14 protein-coding genes are annotated in these 22,137 nt (G+C 61.3%); 5 read left to right on the top strand and 9 right to left on the bottom strand.

Annotated features, from left to right (window positions below):
- Nucleotides 1–203: 203 nt before the first annotated feature.
- The 3 genes from J3P97_RS14950 to J3P97_RS14940 all read right to left on the bottom strand — a co-directional run bounded on the left by J3P97_RS14950 (nucleotide 204) and on the right by J3P97_RS14940 (nucleotide 2,929).
- Nucleotides 204–1,109 (bottom strand): AraC family transcriptional regulator, encoded by a 906-nt coding sequence (locus tag J3P97_RS14950; protein ID WP_434672109.1) that lies wholly within the window; start codon nucleotides 1,107–1,109, stop codon nucleotides 204–206.
- An 80-nt stretch (nucleotides 1,110–1,189) separates the two neighbouring features.
- Nucleotides 1,190–2,482 (bottom strand): glycosyltransferase, encoded by a 1,293-nt coding sequence (locus tag J3P97_RS14945; RefSeq protein ID WP_434672108.1) that lies wholly within the window; start codon nucleotides 2,480–2,482, stop codon nucleotides 1,190–1,192.
- Nucleotides 2,483–2,557: 75 nt separating this feature from the next.
- Nucleotides 2,558–2,929, bottom strand: coding sequence for a response regulator (locus tag J3P97_RS14940; RefSeq protein WP_434573892.1), 372 nt, complete (start codon nucleotides 2,927–2,929; stop codon nucleotides 2,558–2,560).
- Between the two features lie 257 nt (nucleotides 2,930–3,186).
- Between J3P97_RS14940 and J3P97_RS14935 the strand changes: the two genes are divergently transcribed.
- Genes J3P97_RS14935 through J3P97_RS14915 form a run of 5 tightly spaced genes read left to right on the top strand, consistent with a single transcriptional unit; the run spans nucleotide 3,187 to nucleotide 9,697 of the window.
- A complete protein-coding gene (locus J3P97_RS14935; RefSeq protein ID WP_434672107.1) occupies nucleotides 3,187–6,657 on the top strand; it encodes a response regulator in 3,471 nt (1,156 codons plus the stop codon).
- The gene (locus tag J3P97_RS14930; RefSeq protein WP_434573896.1) at nucleotides 6,657–7,472 is read left to right on the top strand and encodes a CheR family methyltransferase; all 816 of its coding nucleotides are present in this window, start codon (nucleotides 6,657–6,659) and stop codon (nucleotides 7,470–7,472) included. The genes J3P97_RS14935 and J3P97_RS14930 overlap by 1 nt, the downstream gene beginning before the upstream one ends.
- The gene (locus J3P97_RS14925; RefSeq protein WP_434672106.1) at nucleotides 7,469–8,056 is read left to right on the top strand and encodes a chemotaxis protein CheB; all 588 of its coding nucleotides are present in this window, start codon (nucleotides 7,469–7,471) and stop codon (nucleotides 8,054–8,056) included. Before J3P97_RS14930 ends, J3P97_RS14925 begins: the two co-directional genes overlap by 4 nt.
- Before the next feature lie 5 nt (nucleotides 8,057–8,061).
- On the top strand, nucleotides 8,062–9,327 hold the full coding sequence (locus tag J3P97_RS14920) for a hybrid sensor histidine kinase/response regulator (RefSeq protein ID WP_434672105.1): 1,266 nt from the start codon (nucleotides 8,062–8,064) through the stop codon (nucleotides 9,325–9,327).
- Nucleotides 9,320–9,697, top strand: coding sequence for a response regulator (locus tag J3P97_RS14915; protein WP_434573902.1), 378 nt, complete (start codon nucleotides 9,320–9,322; stop codon nucleotides 9,695–9,697). Before J3P97_RS14920 ends, J3P97_RS14915 begins: the two co-directional genes overlap by 8 nt.
- A 1,673-nt stretch (nucleotides 9,698–11,370) precedes the next feature.
- Here J3P97_RS14915 and J3P97_RS14910 read toward each other — a convergent pair.
- The 6 genes from J3P97_RS14910 to mexE form a co-directional block, all read right to left on the bottom strand.
- Nucleotides 11,371–13,041: a response regulator gene (locus J3P97_RS14910; protein WP_434600945.1), complete on the bottom strand. Its 1,671-nt coding sequence runs from the start codon at nucleotides 13,039–13,041 to the stop codon at nucleotides 11,371–11,373.
- Nucleotides 13,038–14,540: an ATPase domain-containing protein gene (locus J3P97_RS14905; protein ID WP_434672104.1), complete on the bottom strand. Its 1,503-nt coding sequence runs from the start codon at nucleotides 14,538–14,540 to the stop codon at nucleotides 13,038–13,040. Before J3P97_RS14905 ends, J3P97_RS14910 begins: the two co-directional genes overlap by 4 nt.
- 153 nt (nucleotides 14,541–14,693) lie before the next feature.
- A complete protein-coding gene (locus tag J3P97_RS14900; protein ID WP_434672103.1) occupies nucleotides 14,694–15,749 on the bottom strand; it encodes a tetratricopeptide repeat protein in 1,056 nt (351 codons plus the stop codon).
- Between the two features lie 447 nt (nucleotides 15,750–16,196).
- Nucleotides 16,197–17,621, bottom strand: a complete 1,425-nt coding sequence (locus tag J3P97_RS14895; protein ID WP_434600942.1) for an efflux transporter outer membrane subunit — start codon at nucleotides 17,619–17,621, stop codon at nucleotides 16,197–16,199.
- A complete protein-coding gene (locus J3P97_RS14890) occupies nucleotides 17,618–20,797 on the bottom strand; it encodes an efflux RND transporter permease subunit (protein ID WP_305500741.1) in 3,180 nt (1,059 codons plus the stop codon). Before J3P97_RS14890 ends, J3P97_RS14895 begins: the two co-directional genes overlap by 4 nt.
- A 15-nt stretch (nucleotides 20,798–20,812) precedes the next feature.
- Nucleotides 20,813–22,066, bottom strand: coding sequence for a multidrug efflux RND transporter periplasmic adaptor subunit MexE (gene mexE / locus J3P97_RS14885; RefSeq protein WP_434672102.1), 1,254 nt, complete (start codon nucleotides 22,064–22,066; stop codon nucleotides 20,813–20,815).
- Nucleotides 22,067–22,137 lie beyond the last annotated feature (71 nt).

Here is a 22,137-nt window from a genome sequence, read left to right as displayed (position 1 = left end):
GAGAGGAAGAATGTGCGCTGATTACAGCCCTCAATGGATTGCATGACAAATCATTCGTCGCACTTTTACTGATACTTTTTTGCACTGAAGACGAGAGAGGGCTAACTGTGGCGAGGGAGCTTGCTCCCGCTGGGGCGCGCAGCGGCCCTGTTTTTTGGGGCTGCTTCGCAACCCAGCGGGAGCAAGCTCCCTCGCCACAAGGGTCAGGCCTGGTTCTGCTCGGTCAACCGCTGCACCGCCAGCCGCCGGTAGTGCGACGGGGTCATGCCCTTGAGTTGCTGGAAGCGTCGGTTGAAGTTGGAAATATTGTTGAAGCCCGACTCGAAGCACACATCGGTCACTGGTTTGTCGCCATCGGCCAGTAGCTCGCAAGATTTGCTGATGCGCAGGCGATTGACGAATTCGATGAAGCAACGCCCCGTGGCTTGCTTGAAAACTCGGCTGAAATAGGTGGGTTTCATGCCCAGGTGCTCGGCGACTTCTTCCAGGGGCAACTCCCGGGCGTAATGGGCAAAGATGTAATCCACCGCGCGGTTGGTGCGGTCGATGCTGTGCTCGTCCGCCGCGTGTGGTGTGGTGGCGCCGGAAAGCAGCTGGAAGTCGTCGCAGGCCGCCAGCAGCTCCATCAGGATAAAAAAGTAGCCCAGCCGGCTCATGCCCTGGGCGTCGGCGATGCGTTGCATCAACGTCATGGCCTGGCGGATGGTGCGCTTGCAGCGAAATTCGATGCCGTGCTGGGCACGCTCCAGCAGCGGTGCGAGGGCCTTGAGCTCGGCGAACACCTGGTTGCCGCTTTCAAACAGCTCATCGGTGAAGTTCACCAGCATGTCGCGCTTGGGCACCACTTCGTCCTCGGCCACCTGGCTGATCCAGTTGTGGGGCAGGTTGGGGCCGGTAAGGAACAGCGACTGCGGAGAAAAATTGCCGATGTAGTCGCCGATGAAGACCTTGCCCGAACTGGCGACGATCAGGTGCAGCTCGTATTCCTTGTGGAAATGCCAGCGCACCAGCGGGCAAGGAAAGCCGTGCTGGCGATAGATGATGGACAGCCCGTTGTGGTCGTCCATCAACTCGTAGGAAGGGTCGGTGACTCTGGCTGTTCGGGTCATGGGCCTGGCGCTTTTATTGTTATCGCCGCTGGATAATGCCCCCTTCGCCGCGCAGGTTCCAGCCCCGGAACGAAGGCCGGTCAGCTGTTGCGGTTCTTCTCTTCGATCCACTGGGACATGTACTGGGTGCTCTTGTGCTGGTGATGGCGCAGCATGCTGCCGGTGAAGTTGTCCCGGCGTCGGCGCGCCAGATCGGCACGACAGGCATTGATGCTGTCGGTCAGCGCGGGGCCGTGCACCTGCCGGCGAAAGCGCGCCGCCAGCAAAGCCAGCCCGGCGTCCTGGGCATCGGCCCAGCGTGCCTGATCGCTATACAGCTGTACGGCGGCGTTGGCGATGTCCTCGGCGCTCTGCGCGATGACACCGGGCCAGGGCATGCCGGCGTGCATGGCTTCGGCACCGATGGGCGTGGTGACGCTGGGCGTGCCGCAGAGCATGGCTTCGATCAGTTTGCCCTTGATGCCCGCGCCGAAACGCAGGGGGGCCAGGCAGATGCGCGCCGCGGACATGACCTGCAAGGCATCCTCCGCCCAGTTCATGATGTAAAAGCCTTGGGCCGGGTTATGCAGCGCTGCGGCCTTGGGTGGGGTGTAGGCGCCATACAGATGCAGCTGTGCACCGGGCAGTCGCTGGCGAATCAGCGGCCACACGGCATTTTTCATCCAGAGTACGGCGTCCCAGTTCGGTGCATGGCGGAAATTGCCGATGCTGAGGAAGTGCGCCCGTTCTTCGAACGGCACGAAGGCTTGCTCAGGCAGGTCGAGCATCAATGGGCACCAGAGCAACAGCTCACGGGGCACCTTGAAGTGCTCCACCAACAGTTCGATCTCGACTTCGGACACCATCAGGTTCAGGTCACACCGGTACAGGGCGGCAATCTCGCGCTTGGCCAGGTCGGTGTCGGCCATCAGCTCGAATTCTTCGCGCAGGGCGGGGGCGAACAGGTCGCTGAAATCCTCGCAGGTTTCATCGGCTTTCAAGCGATCCTTCAAGCGCTGATGCCGCGCGTGCCGCAGGCTTTGCAGGTCGGAGGTTTCCAGCACGCGCAGGGCGTCGGGGCAGTGCTTCTCGACTCGCCAGCCAAACTGTTCTTCCATCATGTACTGGTCGAACAGGACGACATCGGGGGCGAGTTCGCTGATGAATGCGTCAAAGCTGCTGCTATTGAGCTCGATCGGTACCTCGCGGATGCCGAGGGCGATCAGGTCGGCGCGGTTTTCCCCGGGCCTGGCGGGGCTGCTGAAAGTGATGTCCCAGCCTTGCCCGAGAAAAGCCTCCAATAACTGCATGACATGCCCACCGGCCGCCGATGAGCGTGGCTCGGGCCAGACATAGCCGATCACCAGGACCTTGGTGGCGGTGGGATGAGACATGAGGGACATTCCTTGAGGCGGGTCAGGCGCGGTCGGCGCGCGGGGCGCCGATAGTGACCAAGAATGCGCCTGGGCTCAAGAAAGAATCTTTTTGACCTTGTCGCGTAGTTGGTCGATGGAGAAGGGTTTGCCGATCACGTTCATGCCTTCGGGCACATCGATGCTTTCGGCATAACCGCTAGCGAACAGGATCGGCAGCCCGGGCCTGGCCAGTTGGGCCCGTTTCGCCAGCTCGCGGCCGTCCATGACCGGCAGGCCGACGTCCGTCATCATCAGGGCGATGGGCTGAGCGTCATCGTTCAGAAACTCAAGTGCCTGCTCGCAGCCGTCAGCTTCCAAAACCTTGTATTCCAGTTCTTCCAGCACATCGACAATCAACATGCGCACGATGTTGTCGTCTTCGACTACCAGGATGGTGGAGGGGGTGTCAGAAGCGGGGACGGACATAATAGACTTCTCGGAAGATGGAATCGGTAGGGGCGCGGCAAAAAGTAGCCGTATGCATGAGTAAGTAGCGAAGCGGTACAAGTTCCCGAGGTTGTACAAGAAAGGATCTATAGTACAAGAGCTGACAAGGATAGTCGCATCCTTATGACCCGGTCGTACCGTCAGGAAATTGTGGCATTGCCTTGTCAGATGTGTGGATCCAACCCGTATTTTTGGGCAAACTCCATCGTCTTCAATTGTCCACCAAGGCCTTTTCCATGACTCCTTCGTCTTCGGTCGACGAACAAAGTTTTCGCAAGCTCCTGAGCCGCAATATCAGCCTGCCGCTGGGCATGGGTGCACTCAGCGCGGTGTTTTTCATCGTGTTGATCACTTATCTGCTGTCGGTGATCCAGTGGGTCGGGCACACCGATCGCGTCATCAACAATGCCAATGAAGCGCTGAAGCTGAGCGTCGATCTGGAAACCGGCATGCGCGGTTACCTGCTGAGCGGCGACGAGCACTTCCTCGACCCTTACGAGGTGGCCAAGCCGCGCATCGCCGTGGCTCTGGATACATTGTTGGAATTGACAGCCGACAATCCCGTCCAGACCGATCGCCTGCGTAAGGTCCAGGCACTGCAAACAGAATGGGCCAACTATGCCCAGAGCATGATCGACCTGCAGCGCAGCAGCGGTGATTACCGCGGCGCGGTGAAGAAGGGGCGTGGCAAACGGTTGACGGACGAGATTCGCACGACCTTCGAAGACATCGTCGAAACCGAGCAGCAGTTGCGCGCCGAGCGCAACGACCAGGTGCGCACCACGACGCTCTGGAGCATTGCCCTGTATTTGCTCTTCGTCGCGGCCATCAGCGGGTTGCTGGCCTACGTGGGGCGGCGCGATCTGTTGGCCCTGTCGAGCAACTACAGCGCGAGCCTGAAAGTCCAGCAAGAAAGCGCCCTGCATCTGGAAAAGCAAGCGTGGTTGCGCAACGGCCAGACTCAACTGGCCGAGCAGGTGCTCGGCCAACTGACGCTGAATCTTTTGGGGCGCAACATTCTGCAGTTCTGCGCCCAGTACCTGGGCAGCGTCGTTGCCGCACTGTATGCGCGGGAGGAAAACGGCGTGCTCAAGCGCATCGCCACCTATGGCATGTCCCGGGAAGACGACGAACAGCACCAGATGGTCATGGACGGCGAAGGCATCGTCGGGCAGGCCGTGCGCCAAGGGCGGCTCATCCGTCTGGATGACGTGCCAAGCGATTACCTCAAGGTCAGCTCAGGGCTCGGCCAAGGGCTGCCCAACTGCGTGATGGTGGTGCCGACCCGTGACGACGACCGCATCAATGGTGTCATCGAGCTGGGCTTCCTGCGTCCCCTGGCCGGGCGGGACATCGAGTTGCTGGAACTGGTGGCCGGCAATATCGGCACCTCCATCGAAGCGGCCCGTTACCGTCAGCGTCTGCAGGAAGTATTGGCCGAAACCCAGCAACTCAACGAAGAGTTGCAGGTGCAGCAGGAAGAACTCAAGACGGCCAACGAAGAGCTCGAGGAACAGTCGCGCATCCTCAAGGAATCCCAGGCCCACCTGGAAGCCCAGCAGCAGGAACTGGAGCAGACCAACGAGCAGTTGGCCGAGCAGCGCGACGCCATGGACCAGAAGAACAGCGAGTTGAACCTGGCCCAGATCCAGTTGCAGGAGCGCGCCGAAGAGCTGCAGCGTTCGAGCAAGTACAAGTCCGAGTTTCTCGCCAACATGTCCCATGAGCTGCGCACGCCGCTCAACAGTTCGTTGATCCTGTCCAAGCTGCTGGCGGAAAACCCGCAGAGGAACCTCAGCGACGAACAGGTCAAGTTTGCCGAATCGATCTACTCCGCCGGCAATGACTTGCTGAACCTGATCAACGACATCCTGGACATTTCCAAGGTCGAGGCCGGAAAACTCGAGGTGCGCCCGGAAAACACCAGCGTGCCTCGCCTGGTCGAGGGGCTGCGGGACATGTTCAAGCCGCTGGCGGCAGACAAGGGCCTGAGTTTCGAGGTGCAGTTGCAGCCTGACGCGCCGTCGATGCTGTATACCGATCGCCAGCGCCTTGAGCAGGTGCTCAAGAACCTTTTGTCCAACGCGGTGAAGTTCACCGAGCAGGGTTCCGTCTGCCTGACCATCACCGGCCAGCCCGGCTCGGGTACCGCGTTCATGGTGCGCGACTCGGGGATTGGCATCGCCGCCGACCAGCAGCAGAGTATTTTCGAGGCGTTCCGTCAGGCCGACGGCACCACCAATCGGCGTTACGGCGGCACCGGCCTGGGGCTGTCGATTTCCCGCGACCTGGCGACGTTGCTCGGCGGCTCGATCTCGGTCTCCAGCGAGCCGGGGCAGGGCAGTGTGTTCACGCTGGTGATGCCTGGGCGTTATGTCGAGCCAGGGGAGGCGCCTGTCGCACCGATGGCGTTCACCCCGACGACCACTGCCCCGGCTCATGTGCCGGCTCCGACACTGGTCGCCGAGGTGGAAACCCCTGTGCCGCAATTTGCCGATGACCGGGACAAGGCGCCTTTCGCTACCCGTTGCATTCTGGTTATCGAAGACGAACCAAAGTTTGCCCGGATCCTGTTCGATCTGGCCCATGAACTGGGCTATCAGTGCCTGGTCGCCCATGGCGCTGACGAAGGCTTTGACCTGGCCTTGCAACTGAGCCCGGACGCGATCCTGCTGGACATGCGTTTGCCGGACCATTCCGGGCTGACCGTGTTGCAGCGGCTCAAGGAGCAGGCCCAGACCCGGCACATCCCGGTGCACGTCATTTCCGTCGAGGACCGTGTCGAAGCGGCGATGCACATGGGCGCGATCGGTTATGCCGTCAAACCGACGACCCGAGAAGAGCTCAAGGACGTTTTCGCGCGCCTGGAAGCCAAGCTGACCCAGAAGGTCAAGCGCGTGCTGCTGGTGGAAGACGATGACTTGCAGCGCGACAGCATTACCCGGCTGATCGGCGACGATGATATCGAGATCACCGCGGTCGGCCTGGCCCAGCAGGCGCTAGATCTGCTGCGCACGCATGTCTATGACTGCATGATCATCGACCTCAAGCTGCCGGATATGCTCGGCAATGACTTGCTCAAACGCATGTCCAGCGAAGAGATCTGCTCGTTTCCGCCGGTGATCGTCTACACCGGGCGCAACCTGACCCGTGATGAAGAAGCCGAACTGCGCAAATACTCGCGCTCGATCATCATCAAGGGCGCGCGCTCGCCGGAACGGCTGCTCGACGAAGTCACACTCTTTCTGCACAAAGTCGAATCGCGGTTGTCCCATGAACGACAGCGGATGCTGCAGACCGCCCGCAGCCGCGACAAGGTTTTCGAAGGCCGCAAGGTGCTGCTGGTGGACGACGATGTGCGCAACATTTTTGCCCTGACCAGCGCCCTGGAGGCGAAAGGCGCCGTCGTGGTCATCGGCCGTAACGGTTACGAAGCGATCGAACGGCTGAACGAAGTCGAGGATATCGATCTGGTGCTGATGGACGTGATGATGCCCGAGATGGACGGCTTTGAAGCCACCGCGCTGATCCGCAAGGACCCGCGCTGGCGCAAGTTGCCGATCATCGCCGTGACCGCCAAGGCCATGAAGGATGACCAGGAGCGCTGCTTGGCGGCGGGCTCCAACGATTACCTGGCCAAGCCGATCGACCTGGATCGCCTGTTCTCACTGATTCGCGTGTGGTTGCCGAATATGGAAAGAATCTAGTGGAACGAAACACTGACATCGAACTTCGTTTGTTGATCGAAGCGATCTATCTGAAGTACAGCTACGACTTTCGTGACTATTCCGGCGCCTCCATCAAGCGCCGGGTCCTGCATGCGTTGAATCAGTTCGAATGCAAGACCATCTCGGCCTTGCAAGAGCGCGTACTGCACGACCCGAGCGCGTTCATGCAATTGCTCCAACTGCTGACGATTCCAGTCAGCGAGATGTTTCGCGACCCTGCGCACTTCCTGGCCATTCGCGAGGAAGTGGTGCCGCTGCTCAAGACGTATCCCTCGATCAAGATCTGGATCGCCGGCTGCAGCACCGGTGAAGAGGTCTACTCCATGGCGATCCTGCTGCACGAAGAAGGGCTGTTGGACCGCACCCTGATCTACGCCACGGACATCAATCCGCGTTCACTGGAGAAAGCCAAGCAAGGCATTTTTTCCTTGGAGAATGTCCGGGCCTACACCCAGAATTACCAGCTCGCCGGAGGCCGGCGTTCGTTTGCCGACTACTACACGGCCGCCTACGATTACGCCATGTTCGACAAAACCCTGCGTCAGAATGTGACCTTTGCCGATCACAGCCTTGCGACGGACAGCGTGTTTTCCGAAACTCAGCTGATTTCATGTCGTAACGTATTGATTTATTTTAATAAAAAGCTGCAAGATCGCGCATTTGGACTGTTTCATGAGTCCCTCTGCCATCGTGGTTTTCTGGTGTTGGGCAGTAAGGAAACACTGGATTTTTCGGCTTTCGGCAAGCAGTTCGAGCCGTTGGTCAAACAGGAACGGATCTATCGCAAGTTATGAGCCCAATGACGGACAGATCCAGGCCCCTGATCGAGGCCATCGTAGTCGGCGCTTCCGCCGGAGGCGTCGAGGCGCTGCTCAACATCTTCACGCCGCTGCGCAAGGGCTTTAGCCTGCCTGTCCTCGTGGTGCTGCATTTGCCCGACGAACGTAACAGCCAGTTGGCCCAGGTGTTTCGTCATCGCCTGGCAATACCCGTCGAAGAAGCCCGGGACAAGCAGGACATACGCCCGGGCACGTTGTATGTCGCAACGCCCGGTTATCACCTGTCGATCGAGGCTGATCGCAGCCTGTCACTGAGCCTGGAAGCGCCGGTGCACCATTCGCGGCCATCGATCGACGTGTTGTTCGAGTCGGCCGCCGATGTCTATGGTCCTGGTCTGCTGGCAGTGGTCCTGACCGGTGCCAACAGTGACGGCGCCAGGGGGCTGGCCAGGGTGAAAGAGCTGGGCGGCATCACCGTCGTCCAGGACCCGAAGGAGGCACAGGTTTCCACCATGCCCGAAGCGGCGCTTACGTTGCATGAGCCCGACCATATCCTAACTTTACAGGGCATCGGCCAGTTGCTGGCCGGGCTGGAATGAACCACATGCCAAGAGATATTCAAGCCAAACTGCTGATCGTCGACGATCTGCCTGAGAATCTGTTGGCCCTGGAAGCGCTGATCAAGCGCGAGGACCGCGTGGTCTTCAAGGCCTTGTCGGCGGATGAAGCGCTGTCGCTGCTGTTGCAACACGACTTTGCCCTGGCGATCATTGATGTGCAGATGCCGGGCATGAACGGATTCGAATTGGCCGAGCTGATGCGCGGCACGGAAAAGACCCGCAGCATCCCGATCATTTTTGTCAGCGCCGCCGGCCGCGAGCGCAACTATGCATTCACCGGCTATGAAAGCGGCGCGGTGGATTTCCTGCACAAGCCGCTGGACACCCACGCGGTCAAAAGCAAGGTCAGCGTGTTCGTCGAGCTCTATCGCCAGCGCAAGGCGATGAAGGAACAAGTGCTAGCTCTCGAGCAGAGTCGCCGGGAGCAGGAGCAATTGCTCCAGCAGTTGCAAGCCACCCGTGGCGAGCTCGAGCAGGCGGTGCGCATGCGGGACGATTTCATGTCGATCGTCGCCCATGAGGTTCGTACGCCGCTTAACGGCCTGATCCTGGAAACGCAGTTGCGCAAGATGCACTTGGCGCGCGACAACGCCTCGGCGTTCACCCTGGACAAGATCAAGGCGATGGTTGAACGTGATGAGCGCCAGATCAAGAGCCTGATCCGCTTGATCGAGGACATGCTGGACGTGTCCCGGATTCGCACCGGCAAGTTGTCCATCCGTCCGACCCGCTTCAACCTGACGGCGCTGGTGGAGAACCTGCTGCGCAACTTCCAGCCGCAGATCGCTGCCGCCGAATGCTCCGTGAGTTGTATCGCCGAGCCTATGGTGGAAGGGCACTGGGATGAGTTTCGCATCGAGCAGGTGGTCTCGAACCTGCTGACCAACGCGTTGCGTTATGGCAGCAAGAGCTCGATCGAGGTGCGCGTCTACCAGACGCCCGACCACGCCTGCATCGAAGTGCAGGATCACGGTATCGGCATCAGCGAAGAGAACCAGAAGCGCATCTTCCAGCAGTTCGAGCGGGTATCGTCCAAGGCCGCCACCGCTGGCCTGGGGCTTGGCTTGTTCATCTCCGAGCAGATTGTCACTGCCCATGGCGGTATCATCACGGTCAATAGCCGCCTCAACGAAGGGGCGTTGTTTCGCGTTTGTCTGCCTTTTCAGAAAACTGGCGAACGGACGCAACCTCTGAGTGGCCCCAAGGTCGTATCAGCAGCTATTGATCCAACAAAGGCTTCTCATGAGTGAAGATGCGCAAGACGTTGTACTGATTGTCGAGGATGATCCGTCGATCCTGATGGTGCTGTCGGCCTACCTGTCTGGCGAAGGATACCGGGTGCTCCAGGCTGAAAACGGCGAGCAGGCGTTCGAGATTCTGGCGAGCAAGCCTCACCTGGACATGATGATTACCGACTTCCGTCTGCCGGGGGGGATTTCCGGGGTGCAGATCGCCGAGCCTGCGGTGAGGTTGCGTCCGGACCTGAAGGTCATCTTTATCAGTGGGTATGCTCAGGAAGTGCGCGAGACCGATAGCCCCATCACGCGTAAGGCGCCGATTCTGGACAAGCCGTTTGATCTGGATGTGTTGCAGAAGATCATGCAGGGGATGTTGTCGTAGTTCAGCCGGGCGGTTCGCTGTTGGGCTTGGGTGTATATCCATTTTTTGCGTGACGGCCGCTTAGGGTTCCGCCCTTACGGCGGGTCACTTTTTTCAGACGCCAAAAAAGTAACCAAAAAGGCTTTGCCCCACCACTCGGTGCCTCGCCAAGGCTCGGCATGCCCTCACTCCGGCATTGCTCCGTGGGCCCGCCGCGAAGGGCCGTCCCTGGCCCAGCGCGGCTATCCCGGCATCCATGCCGGGATGCCCACTCCACAATGCCTGCGTTCGGCCAGCGTGGTTAACGGGGCGCTGAGATCAACATCAAAAGCACAGCAAGAGCAAGAGCAACAGCGGGTACATGCAAGCATTTGCGTAGCTGACCCACCGCTATCGCGAGCAAGCTCGCTCCCACATTGGACCTTCGACAGACACAGGCCTCACGGCACACAGCAATCCCTGTGGGAGCGAGCCTGCTCGCGAAGGGGCCAGTCCATCCAACATCATCATTGACTGACCCACCGCTATCGCGAGCAAGCTCGCTCCCACATTGGACCTTCGACAGACACAGGCCTCACGGCACACAGCAATCCCTGTGGGAGCGAGCCTGCTCGCGAAGGGGCCAGCCCATCCAACATCATCATTGACTGACCCACCGCTATCGCGAGCAAGCTCGCTCCCACTTTGGATTTTGGGCAGACATAGGCCTCACGGCACACAGCAACTCCTGTGGGAGCGAGCTTGCTCGCGAAGGGTCCAGCCCATCCAACATCATCATTGACTGACCCACCGCTATCGCGAGCAGGCTCGCTCCCACATTGGATTTTGGACAGACACAGGCCTCACGGCACACATGGAATCCTGTGGGAGCGAGCCTGCTCGCGAAGGGGCCAGTCCATCCAACATCATCATTGACTGACCCACCGCTATCGCGAGCAGGCTCGCTCCCACATTGGATTTTGGACAGACACAGGCCTCACGGCACACAGCAATCCCTGTGGGAGCGAGCCTGCTCGCGAAGGGGCCAGTCCATCCAACATCATCATTGACTGACCCACCGCTATCGCGAGCAAGCTCGCTCCCACTTTGGATTTTGGGCAGACACAGGCCTCACGGCACACAGCAATCCCTGTAGGAGCGAGCTTGCTCGCGAAGGGGCCAGTCCATCCAACATCATCATTGACTGACCCACCGCTATCGCGAGCAAGCTCGCTCCCACTTTGGATTTTGGGCAGACATAGGCCTCACGGCACACAGCAACTCCTGTGGGAGCGAGCTTGCTCGCGAAGGGTCCAGCCCATCCAACATCATCATTGACTGACCCACCGCTATCGCGAGCAGGCTCGCTCCCACATTGGATTTTGGGCAGACACAGGCCTCACGGCACACAGCAATCCCTGTGGGAGCGAGCCTGCTCGCGAAGGGGCCAGCTCATCCAACATCATCATTGACTGACCCACCGCTATCGCGAGCAGGCTCGCTCCCACATTGGATTTCGGCAGACACAGGCCTCACGGCACACAGCAATCCCTGTGGGAGCGAGCTTGCTCGCGAAGGGGCCAGTCCAGCCAACATCTGTATTGACTGGCACTCAGTCTTCGCGAGCAGGCTCGCTCCCACATTGGATTTTTGGGCAGACACAGGCCTCACGGCACACAGCAATCCCTGTGGGAGCGAGCCTGCTCGCGAAGGGGTCAAACCTTGATCATCTCTCGCACCTTCGCCGTCAACAGATCAAACGTGAACGGCTTGGTGATCATCTGCATGCCAGGGTCGAGGAAGCCACCGCGCACCGCCGCGTGTTCGGCGTAACCGGTGATGAACAGCACTTTCAGATCGGGGCGGATCTGCCGGCCGATTTCGGCCAGTTGCCGCCCATTCATGCCGGGCAGGCCCACATCGCTGATCAACAGGTCGATGCGCTGGTTCGATTGCAGGATCGGCATCGCCGCGTTTGCGTCGCCGGCCTCGACGAAGGCGTAGCCCAACTCGCTCAGCACTGCGCTGACCAACACCCGCACCGCCGCATCATCTTCGACGATGAGCACGGTTTCGCCATCCTGCGCATAAGGCGCCTGCTGGGTGACGGCGGCTGGTTCGTGTATCTCCTCACCCACAAAGCGCGGCAGATAAAGGTTCACGGTGGTGCCTTTGTCGACCTCGCTGTCGATGGTAACGTGGCCACGGGACTGCTTGCTGAAGCCATAGATCATCGAAAGGCCGAGGCCGGTGCCCTGGCCGATCGGCTTGGTCGTGAAGAAAGGATCGAACGCACGGTGCATCACCGATTCCGGCATGCCGCATCCGCTATCCTGCACGCTTAACACCACGTAGTCCCCGGGCTCCAGGTTGGTGTAGGCGTCGGTGAAGCCGGTGTCCAGGTAACGATTGAACGTCTGCACCAGCAGTTTGCCGCCACCGGGCATGGCATCGCGGGCGTTGAGTACCAGGTTGAGCAGGGCGCTTTCCAGTTGATTGGGGTCGGCTTCGGCGATCCAGAGTTGCTCGTCCAGTTGCATTTCCAGGCGGATGCTCTCGTTGAGGCTACGCTGCAGCAGCTCGCCCATGGACAATACGAGCGTGTTCATTTGCACAGCCTTGGAGTCCAGCGATTGCCGCCGGGAAAAGGCCAGCAGCCGATGCGTCAGGCCTGCCGCCCGGTTGGCCGAGGTCACGCCCAGGTCGATCAGGCTGTCCAGGTCTTCGGTGCGGCCGCGGGCCAGGCGTCGGCGCAGCAATTCGAGGCTGCCAATGATGCCGGTGAGCATGTTGTTGAAGTCATGGGCGATGCCGCCGGTCAATTGGCCGACTGCTTCCATTTTCTGCGACTGGCGCAGGGCTTCTTCGTTATGACGCAGCTGGGCGGTGCGCTCCTCGACCTGTTGTTCCAGGGTTTCGAGGGTCGTCTGCAGGCGCAGTTCGCTGTTGCTCAGGTCGATCAGCCGGTCCCGCGCTTCGTATTGCCTGCGGCGTCCGCGCAGCGCGGTGGTCACCAGGCTGACGAGCGTCACCGGATGGAACGGACGCTCCAGGAACGTCACGTTGCCCAGCTGCACGCCGATGCGTGCCACCGGGTTCTGCTCCGGGCCACCGTGATGAGTCAGCAGGACAATTGGCAAGTCGGACCAGGCCGGCTGCTGTTCGATGTGCTGGAACAGGGTTTCCAGATCCGGTCCGACCAGGGCTTCCGATGAAATCACCAAAAGGCCTGCGCCTTGCCCCAATTCTTCGCATAAATGGCCCAGATGACTGCAAACGAGGCCGTTAAAACCGGCTTCCTTGAGAATCATCAGGGCAATCTGGCTGTCCCGTCCGAGCGGCGCGAGAATCAGCGCTCGCTCGGACAGTGGCTCGGCCGACGTCACGGAGTGCCATCCTCAAGCAATGGGTTGTCCGCACCCATATAGGTCGGTACGCCACGCAACACGCCCTGGAATGCTTCCAGCGGTTGGCCGATGGTCATGCCCAGCTTGCTGATGCGATATTCACGGATAGTCGACTCATGGGCGCCGGTGCGCTTCTTGATAACGGAAACCGCCCGGCGAACCTTGCCCAGCGCTTCGAAGTAACGCAACAGGATGACGGTGTCGGCGAGGTAGGTAATGTCCACTGGCGCCTGCATGTCGCCCACCAGCCCGTGTTGCGCGACGGTCATGAAGGTCGCCGCGCCTTTGCGGTTGAGGTAGAGCAACAGCTCATGCATATGCAAGACCAGGGCGTTTTCTTCCGGCATGGCGGCCTGGTAGCCGTTGATGCTGTCGATCACGACAGTTTTGATGTTGCCGTCACTGACGCAACGCCGCACGCGATGGGAAAACTCACCCGGAGACAGCTCCGCGGCGTCGACCTGCTCGATCAGCAGGTTGCCGGTTTTTTGCAATTCGTGCAGATCGATGCCGATGTTTTTCATGCGCTCGAACAGCAGCCCCAGCTCTTCGTCGAAGATGAACAGCGCGGCTTTTTCTCCGCGGCGTACCGCAGCTGCAGCAAAGATCAACGAGATCAGCGATTTGCCGGTACCGGCCGGACCGAGAATCAGGGTGCTGGAGCCGGTCTCGATGCCACCGCCCAACAGGGCGTCCATTCCGCCGATGCCGCTGGACAGCTGCTGACGCAGGTACTGGCCACGATGCTCGGCGGCCACCAGGCGAGGGAAGACATGCAGGCCGTCGCTCATGATGGTGAAATCGTGGTAGCCGCCACGGTATTTCTGCCCGCGATACTTGACCACCCGCAGCCGGCGCCGTTCGGCACCGTAGCTAGGGGTCAGTTCCTCGAGGCGAATGACTCCGTGGGCCACGCTGTGCACGGTCTTGTCCAGGGATTCAGTGGTCAGGTCATCCAGGAGCAGGACCGTGGCGTCATAACGCACGAAGTAGTGTTTGATCGCGAGGATCTGCCGACGATAGCGCAGAGAGCTCTGCGCCAGCAGGCGGATCTCCGAAAGGCTGTCGAGCACGACCCGGGTCGGCTTGATGCGCTCCACCACTTCGAAGATCTGCCGGGTCGCTTCCCCCAGTTCCAGGTCGGAGGAATACAGCAGGCTCTGCTGCTGATCGGCGTTGAGCAGGCTCTCGGGCGGGGTCAGCTCGAAGATGTGGATGCTCTCATCGAGCGTCCATCCATGGGAGGCCGCGCCCTGACGCAATTCACGCTCGGTTTCCGACAGCGTGATATACAACGAGCGTTCGCCGGCCTTGGCGCCGGCCATCAGGAAATGCAACGCGACCGTGGTTTTACCGGTACCCGGCTCTCCCTCCAGGAGAAACACGTGACCCCGGGACAAACCACCGGAAAGGACATCGTCCAGCCCTTCGATCCCGGTGGCGGCTTTTGCGCTGATCGACTCGTTAGATGTAATCAAAAATAACCCTCTCATGACTAGGGAAGTGGGCAGCAGGCGGGGTATCGCCTGAAAATGAACTGCCTGAACACTTGACCTTTGGCAGTGATGGCGGTTCCGCTTCCTTTGACAAAACGCGCACTGCTGCACAACTTTCCACCCGCGCAAATGGGCCTACAGGCCTTGTTGTATCGCCGGGTCGTCAGGGTTCAGTTGTTCCAGTTGGGCCAATAAAACCTGGACATGCTGCAACTGACCGGTCTCCTTCCAATAATTGATCAGCAATACCCGCGCCTTGCGATCGGCAGGGTAGCGCTGGACGATTTCCTGTAGCTGTTTCTGCGCGGCTTCCACCTCCTGCTCGGCGTGCAAAGTGGTCGCCAGGTCATAGCGGTAGTGCCGGTTCTCAGGCTCAAGCTCCACCGCCTTGGCCAGGCCAAGCACGGCGTATTCGGTCTGCCCGTGCTGGAGCAGCCACATGCCCAGCGCATGTTGCAGATAAGCCGATGCCGGCTGGGTTTGCAACTGCCGGGCGAGCAGTTGTCGTGCAGCTTCGGCCTGGCCTTGTCGGTCCAGCACATCGACCTGCATGACCAGCGCCGGCAGGTTGTCCGGCTGCAGGCGCAGGGCCTGCTCCAGCGCCTGCTGGGCTTTTTTCAGATCAGCGTTATGCAGGTACAGCCGGGCGAGCTGATAGAGCGACTCGGTGGTGGGCGGAGCGTCGCTGAGTACCTGCTTCCAGGTATCGGCGGCGATCTGCATCGCGCCGAAATACAGGCCCAGTTCGTCTGGCGAAAGACCCAGCAGGGCATTCACGGCGGCAAACCGGACGTCCGGCTCGTTGTCCTCCAGGAGCGGGCCGAGCAACAGGCTGCGCTGGGCGTTCGGCACCAGCCCGACGATGCTGTCAATGGCCGCGCGGCGCACCTGCGGCGATTCGCTGTGCAAGTCCGCTTGTGCCAGTTTCAGTGCCTGGGGGCTCGGATAGTTGGGCAGCTCGGCGTGCAAGCGTACGCGGCGCTTGGGCGAGAGGTCCGGGCGTCCGAGTTGCTGGTAAAGCATCCGCGCCGCGCCGGGCTGCCCGTTGCGGGCGTTGTCCAGGGCCTCACTGTAACCACGCTTGATTGCTTCGGGGATTTGCGGCGTGGTGCTGCGTAGCCATATCGCGACGAGACCGATGACCAGGACGACGGCGAGGCTGAGGAGCAGATAGCGGCGAGACGAGGACATTCAGGTAATCCATAACCAGAAGCGTGAAGTGTCGCAAGCTTCGGTCAGGTCCGGGCTTGAGTCAAACCTGAATAGCGGTGGGGGATCTGTGGGAGCGAGCCTGCTCGCGATGACGGTGGGACAGGCAATGACATTTCATCGCCAGGAACCCGATATATCAGACAACCCTGTGGCGAGGGAGCTTGCTCCCGCTGGCCGGCAAAGCCGGCCCTGGCTGTCTTCAGGCAGACCGCGTCAGCCGGTTTTGCGACTGCTGCGCAGCCGAGCGGGAGCGAGCCCCCTCGCCACGGGGTATCTGGGCTGGTCTCATCGCGAGCAGGCTCGCTCCCACAACAGGCTTTTCCAAGAGCGCTGGTCGATAAACAAAAAAGCCCCGCGACCGAATGAGACGCGGGGCAAAGGGATTGGTTGGTTGCGGCCAACCAAAGGAGCTCGGTTGGGGAGGGCTCAGTTGCTGGCGACGGTTTCCGGTTGCCAGCCGCCGCCCAGGGCCTTGTAGATCGCGACGATGCCGCGATACAGGTCCACTTCGGCCTGGGCCTGGCTGTCCTCGGCAGCGAGGCGTTCACGCTGGGCGTCGAGCAGCACGAGGAAGTCCTCGGTGCCTTCGCGGTAGCGAATCTCGGCCAGGTCGGCGGCCGCGCGGCTCGATTCGCTCTGGCGGATCAGCGAGATCAGCCGCTGTTGGCGTTTGCCGTAATCGCTGAAGGCGTTTTCCGATTCTTCCAGGGCCAGCAGCACTTGCTGTTCATAGTTCGCCAGGGCGCCATCAGCCTCGGCGCTGGCACCGCGCAAGCGCGCTCGCACACTGCCCAGGTCGAACGCGGCCCAGGTAATGCTTGGACCCAGCGCCCAGGCATTGGCCGCCGAGGAACCGATCTGCGAGCCACGCCCGGCGGTGAAGCCGAGGAAGCCGCTGAGGCTGACCCTTGGGAACAGGTCGGCCTTGGCCACGCCGATGCGCGCCGTGGCAGCCGCCAGTTGACGCTCGGCACTCAGGACATCCGGACGGCGTTGCAGCAGTTGACCGGGGTCGCCAATCGGCAGGGCCTTGGCAATCGCCGGCAGCTGTTTAGGGCTCAGGTCCACGCTCAGCTTGTCCGGACGCTCGCCCAGCAATGTCGCGATGCGGTTGCGTTGGCGCGCCTGTTCGGCTTGCAGTTGCGGCACGCTGGCTTCCACCGCGGCCAGGCGCGCATCGGCACGCACCACGTCGAGCTGATCGCCGACGCCGGCATCACGCAGGCTTTCGGTGATCTTGCGCGACTCCTGCTGGTTCTGCAGGTTGGCCAGGGCGATTTTTTCACGCAGTTGGGCGCCGCGCAGCTGGCCGTAGGCGTCCACCAGTTCGGCGATCATGCTCACCTGCAACTGATAGAGATCGGCCTCGGCGGCCTGCTGGTCGGCATCGGTCGCTTCCAGGTTGCGCTGGATGCGGCCGAACAGGTCCAGTTCCCAGGCCATGTCCAGGCCCAGGTCATAACGCTCGGAGTTGACCCGGTCGTCGGTCTGCCCCATCGGGTTCTGGCCTTTGCCCAGCTCGCTACTGGCGCGGCTGGTGATGGTCGGCATGGCGTCATTGCTGGCGTCGTCGCGAATCGCCCGGGCGGCCCGCAGGCGGGCGAAGGCCACGCGCAACTCGCGGTTACCGTCCAGGGAGCGAGTCACCAACGCGTTGAGGGTCGGGTCGTCGAACTGCTGCCACCAGATACCTTCGAACCGCGCGCGGTCGAAGTTCTTCTGACCGGCGGCGCCGTCGGTGGCGGCGGTGATGTTGGCCGCCTCCGTTTTCGGTGCCTGGTAATCCGGGCCCACGGCGCAGGCGCTTAACGCCAGGACCAGCAGGCTCGGCACGAACGCTTTCAAACTCATTGTTGCGCCTCCAGTTTCAAGGCCCGGGCCGCTTTGCGGGCCTCGCTGCGCTCGACGAAGTTACGGATCAATACGTAGAACACCGGGGTCAGCAGCAAGCCGAAGAAGGTCACCCCAAGCATGCCCGAGAACACCGCGACACCCATGGCGTGGCGCATTTCCGCACCGGCGCCGCTGGAGAACACCAGGGGCACCACGCCCATGATGAAGGCGAAGGAGGTCATCAGGATCGGCCGCAGACGCAGACGGCAGGCTTCCAGTACCGCAGCCAGCGGAGTCATGCCTTCGAGCTGTTTATCCTTGGCGAACTCGACGATCAGAATCGCGTTCTTGCAGGCAAGTCCCACCAGTACGATCAAGCCGATCTGGGTGAAGATGTTGTTGTCGCCACCGGAGAGAATCACCCCGGTAATCGCCGACAGCAGCGTCATCGGTACGATCAGGATCACCGCCAACGGCAGGCTCCAGCTTTCGTATTGAGCGGCGAGCACCAGGAACGCCAGCAGTACGCAGAGCGGAAACACGAACAGCGCGGTGTTGCCCGAAAGAATCTGCTGGTACGTCAGGTCGGTCCACTCGTAGGTCATGCCGTTGGGCAATTCGTCCTTGAGCAGTTTCTCGATGGCTTTTTCAGCCTGGCCGGAGCTGTAGCCCGGGGCGGCGGCACCGTTGATTTCAGCGGTGATGAAGCCGTTGTAGTGCATCACGCGGTCCGGCCCCGAGGTGTCGCTGACCTTGATGAAGGTCGCCAGCGGGATCATCTCGCCACGGTTGTTGCGCACCTTGAGCTGGCCAATCTGGTCCGACTCGAGGCGGAACTGCTGCTCGGCCTGGACGTTGACCTGGTAGGTACGGCCGAAGCGGTTGAAGTCGTTGGCATACAGCGAGCCCAGGTAGATCTGCAAGGTGTCGAAGATGTCGCTGACGGCTACGCCGTGGGTCTTGGCTTTTTCACGGTCGATGGCGGCATCGACCTGAGGCACGTTCACCGTGTAGCTGGTGAACAACCCGGCCAGTTCCGGCACGTTGTGGCTCTTGGTGATGATGTTCATGGTTTCTTTGTACAGCTCGTCGTAGCCCAGGTTGCCCCGGTCTTCGATTTGCAGGCGGAAACCACCGATCGTACCCAGGCCCTGTACCGGCGGCGGCGGGAAGATCGCCATGTAGGCTTCCTGGATCTCCGAATACTGGCCGTTCAACGCACCGGCGATGGCACCGGCCGACATGCTCGGGTCCTTGCGCTCATCGAAGGGCTTGAGGGTGACGAAGACGATGCCGGCGTTCGGGCTGTTGGTGAAGCCGTTGATCGACAGACCCGGGAAGGCCACCGCGCTTTCAACGCCCGGCTGCTTGAGGGCCATCTCGGACATGCGCTTGATCACATCCTCGGTGCGGTCCAGGCTCGCGGCGTCCGGCAGTTGCGCGAAGGCCACCAGGTATTGCTTGTCCTGGCCGGGCACGAAACCGGTCGGCGTGCTGGAAAAACCAAAGAAGGTCAGTACCATCAAGCCTGCGTAAAGGATCAGGGCAATGCCGCTGCTGCGGATCACGCGGCCGACGGCGCCTACATAGCTGTGGCTGGCACGGTCGAAGAAGCGGTTGAACGGTCGGAACAGCCAGCCGCCGAAAATCTTGTCGAGGAACCGCGAGAAACGGTCCTTGGGCGCGTCATGGCTCTTGAGCAATACCGCGGCCAGCGCCGGCGACAGGGTTAGCGAGTTGAACGCCGAGATCACCGTCGAGATGGCAATGGTCAAGGCAAACTGTTTGTAGAACTGCCCGGTCAAGCCGCTGATGAAGGCGGCGGGAACGAACACCGCACACAGTACGAGTGCCGTGGCGATGATCGGCCCGGTCACTTCGCCCATGGCGCGCTTGGTGGCTTCCACCGGCGTGAGCCCGAGGCCGATGTTCCGCTCGACGTTCTCCACCACCACGATGGCATCGTCCACGACGATCCCGATGGCCAGTACCAGCCCGAACAGCGACAGCGCGTTGAGCGAGAAGCCGAACAGGTGCATGACCGCGAATGTACCGATCAGTGACACCGGCACCGCCACCAGCGGGATGATCGAGGCGCGCCAGGTCTGCAGGAAGAGGATCACCACCAGCACCACGAGAATCAGCGCTTCGAACAGGGTATGCACTACCGCTTCGATGGAGCCGCGCACAAAGATCGTCGGGTCGTAGACGATGCTGTAGTCCATGCCGGCCGGGAAGCCTTTCTTCAGCTCCTCCATTTTCTCGCGCACATCATTGGAAATCTGGATGGCGTTGGAACCTGGGCGCTGGAAGATCGGGATCGCCACCGCCGGCTGGTTGTCGAGCAACGAGCGCAGGGCGTATTGGCTGGAACCCAGCTCCACCCGGGCGATGTCTTTCAGGCGAGTGATTTCACCATTGGCGCCGGAACGGATGATGATGTTCTCGAACTCTTCTTCGCTGACCAGGCGACCCTGGGTGTTGACCGAGAGTTGGAACGCCTGGGCATTCGGCGCTGGAGGCGCGCCCAGGGCACCGGCGGCAACCTGGCGGTTCTGCTCGCGGATCGCCGTGACAACGTCGGTGGCGGTCAGGTTGCGCGACGCGGTCTTGTTCGGATCCAGCCAGACCCGCAGCGAATAATCACCCATGCCGAACAACTGCACATCACCGACGCCGCCGAGGCGCGCCAGCTCATCCTTGATGTTGAGCAAGGCGTAGTTGGACAGGTAAAGCATGTCGTAGCGTTTGTCCGGCGAGGTCAAGTGCACGACCATCGTCAGGTCGGGCGACGCCTTGTCCACCGTGATGCCGATCCGGGTCACTTCCTCCGGCAACTTGGGCTCGGTGCGGGTGACGCGGTTCTGCACCTGCACCTGGGCGTTGTCCAGGTCGGTGCCCAGGGCGAAGGTGATGGTCAGGGTGATCTTGCCGTCGGCGGTGGACTGCGAGGACATGTAGAGCATGTTCTCGACACCGGTGATGGCTTGTTCCAGAGGCGCGGCTACGGTTTCACCGATGACCTTGGGGTTGGCACCAGGGAAGTTGGCGCGCACGACCACGGTCGGCGGCACGACTTCGGGGTATTCGCTGATCGGCAACTGGAACAGCGAGATCGCGCCGGCGATCAGGATCAGCAGCGAGAGCACCGCTGCGAAGATCGGCCGCGAAATGAAGAACTGGGAAAATTTCATCTTGGGTTCAGTCCCTTAGCTGCGTGGGGACGCAGAGGCCAGTTTGCCTGCCGAGCCGGACGCTGCCTTGTTGGGCGCGACCTGGGGCAGGTTGCTGGCTTCGAGCGCTTTACGTTGTTGTGCCAGGGCGGCGAGTGTCTGCTCGCTGGCCATCGGCACGGTTTCAGGCGTGACCGGCGAACCCGGACGGGCCCGCTGCAGTCCCTTGACGATAATGGTGTCGTCCTTGCTCAGGCCGTTGCGCACGATACGCAGGCCTTCGATTTTCGGCCCCAGCTCGACGGCGCGGTACGCCGGCTTGTTGTCGGCGTCCATCACCAGCACGAATTTCTTGCCCAGGTCGGTGCCGACGGCTTCGTCGTTGATCAGCACGGCGGAGTAGGTGCCGCTGCCCACCAGTTTCAGTCGGGCGTACAGGCCAGGGGTGTAGGCGCCGTCCTTGTTGTCGAACACCGCGCGGCCACGGATGGTGCCGGTCTGCGGGTTGACCTGGTTGTCGACGAAGTTCATCTGGCCCAGGTGCGGGTTGCCTTCCTCGTTGGACAGGCCCATGTAGACCGGCGTGGCCTGGCCGCGCTGGCCCTGGCGGGCGAGTTGGGTGTACTTGAGGAAGACGCGCTCGTCGGCGTCGAAGTAGGCGTAGACCTTGTCGGTGGAGACCACGCTGGTCAGCGGCGTGACGTCGGCGGTCACCAGGTTGCCGGCGGTGATTTCCGCCCGGCTGACACGGCCGTTGATGGGCGAGGTGACCCGGGTGAAGCTCAGGTTCAGCTTGGCCAGGTCCAGTTGCGCCTGGATGCCGGCCACGGCGGCGCGGGCTTCCTGGGCTGCCGTGGTGCGCGAATCCGCCAGTTCAGCGGAAATCGCATTGCTCAAGCGCAGGCGTTCGCCGCGCTGGGCCTCGTTCTCGCTGCGGGTCGCGGTGGCACGAGCCTGGGCCAGTTGGGCTTCGAGACGACGCACTTCAGCCTGGAACGGGCGCGGGTCGATCTGGAACAGCAGGTCGCCTTTCTTGACTAGCGCGCCTTCGGTGAAGGCCACTTCATCGATCTGCCCGGAAACGCGCGGGCGGATCTCGACGGTTTCCGGCGCTTCGAGGCGCCCGGTGAACTCGTCCCATTCGTTGACGGGTTGCTCCAGTACCTTGGCCACACTGACTTTGGCCGCCGGCATCGAAGCTGCCGTGTCGGGGGTCTTGCCGCACGCGCTGATCACCAGCACTGCCAACAGTGCCAGGGGAAAGCGCAATTTAGAAAGTGAATGTTCCATGGATAGCATCCGCCAAGTGTATTGAGATGGGCGGATGATGCGTGGCAAGGCTGAAAGGAACGAATCGAATG

This window comes from Pseudomonas sp. R1-15, from assembly GCF_051132085.1.
Lineage (GTDB): Bacteria > Pseudomonadota > Gammaproteobacteria > Pseudomonadales > Pseudomonadaceae > Aquipseudomonas.
This window is presented reverse-complemented; position numbering and strand designations above follow the sequence as displayed.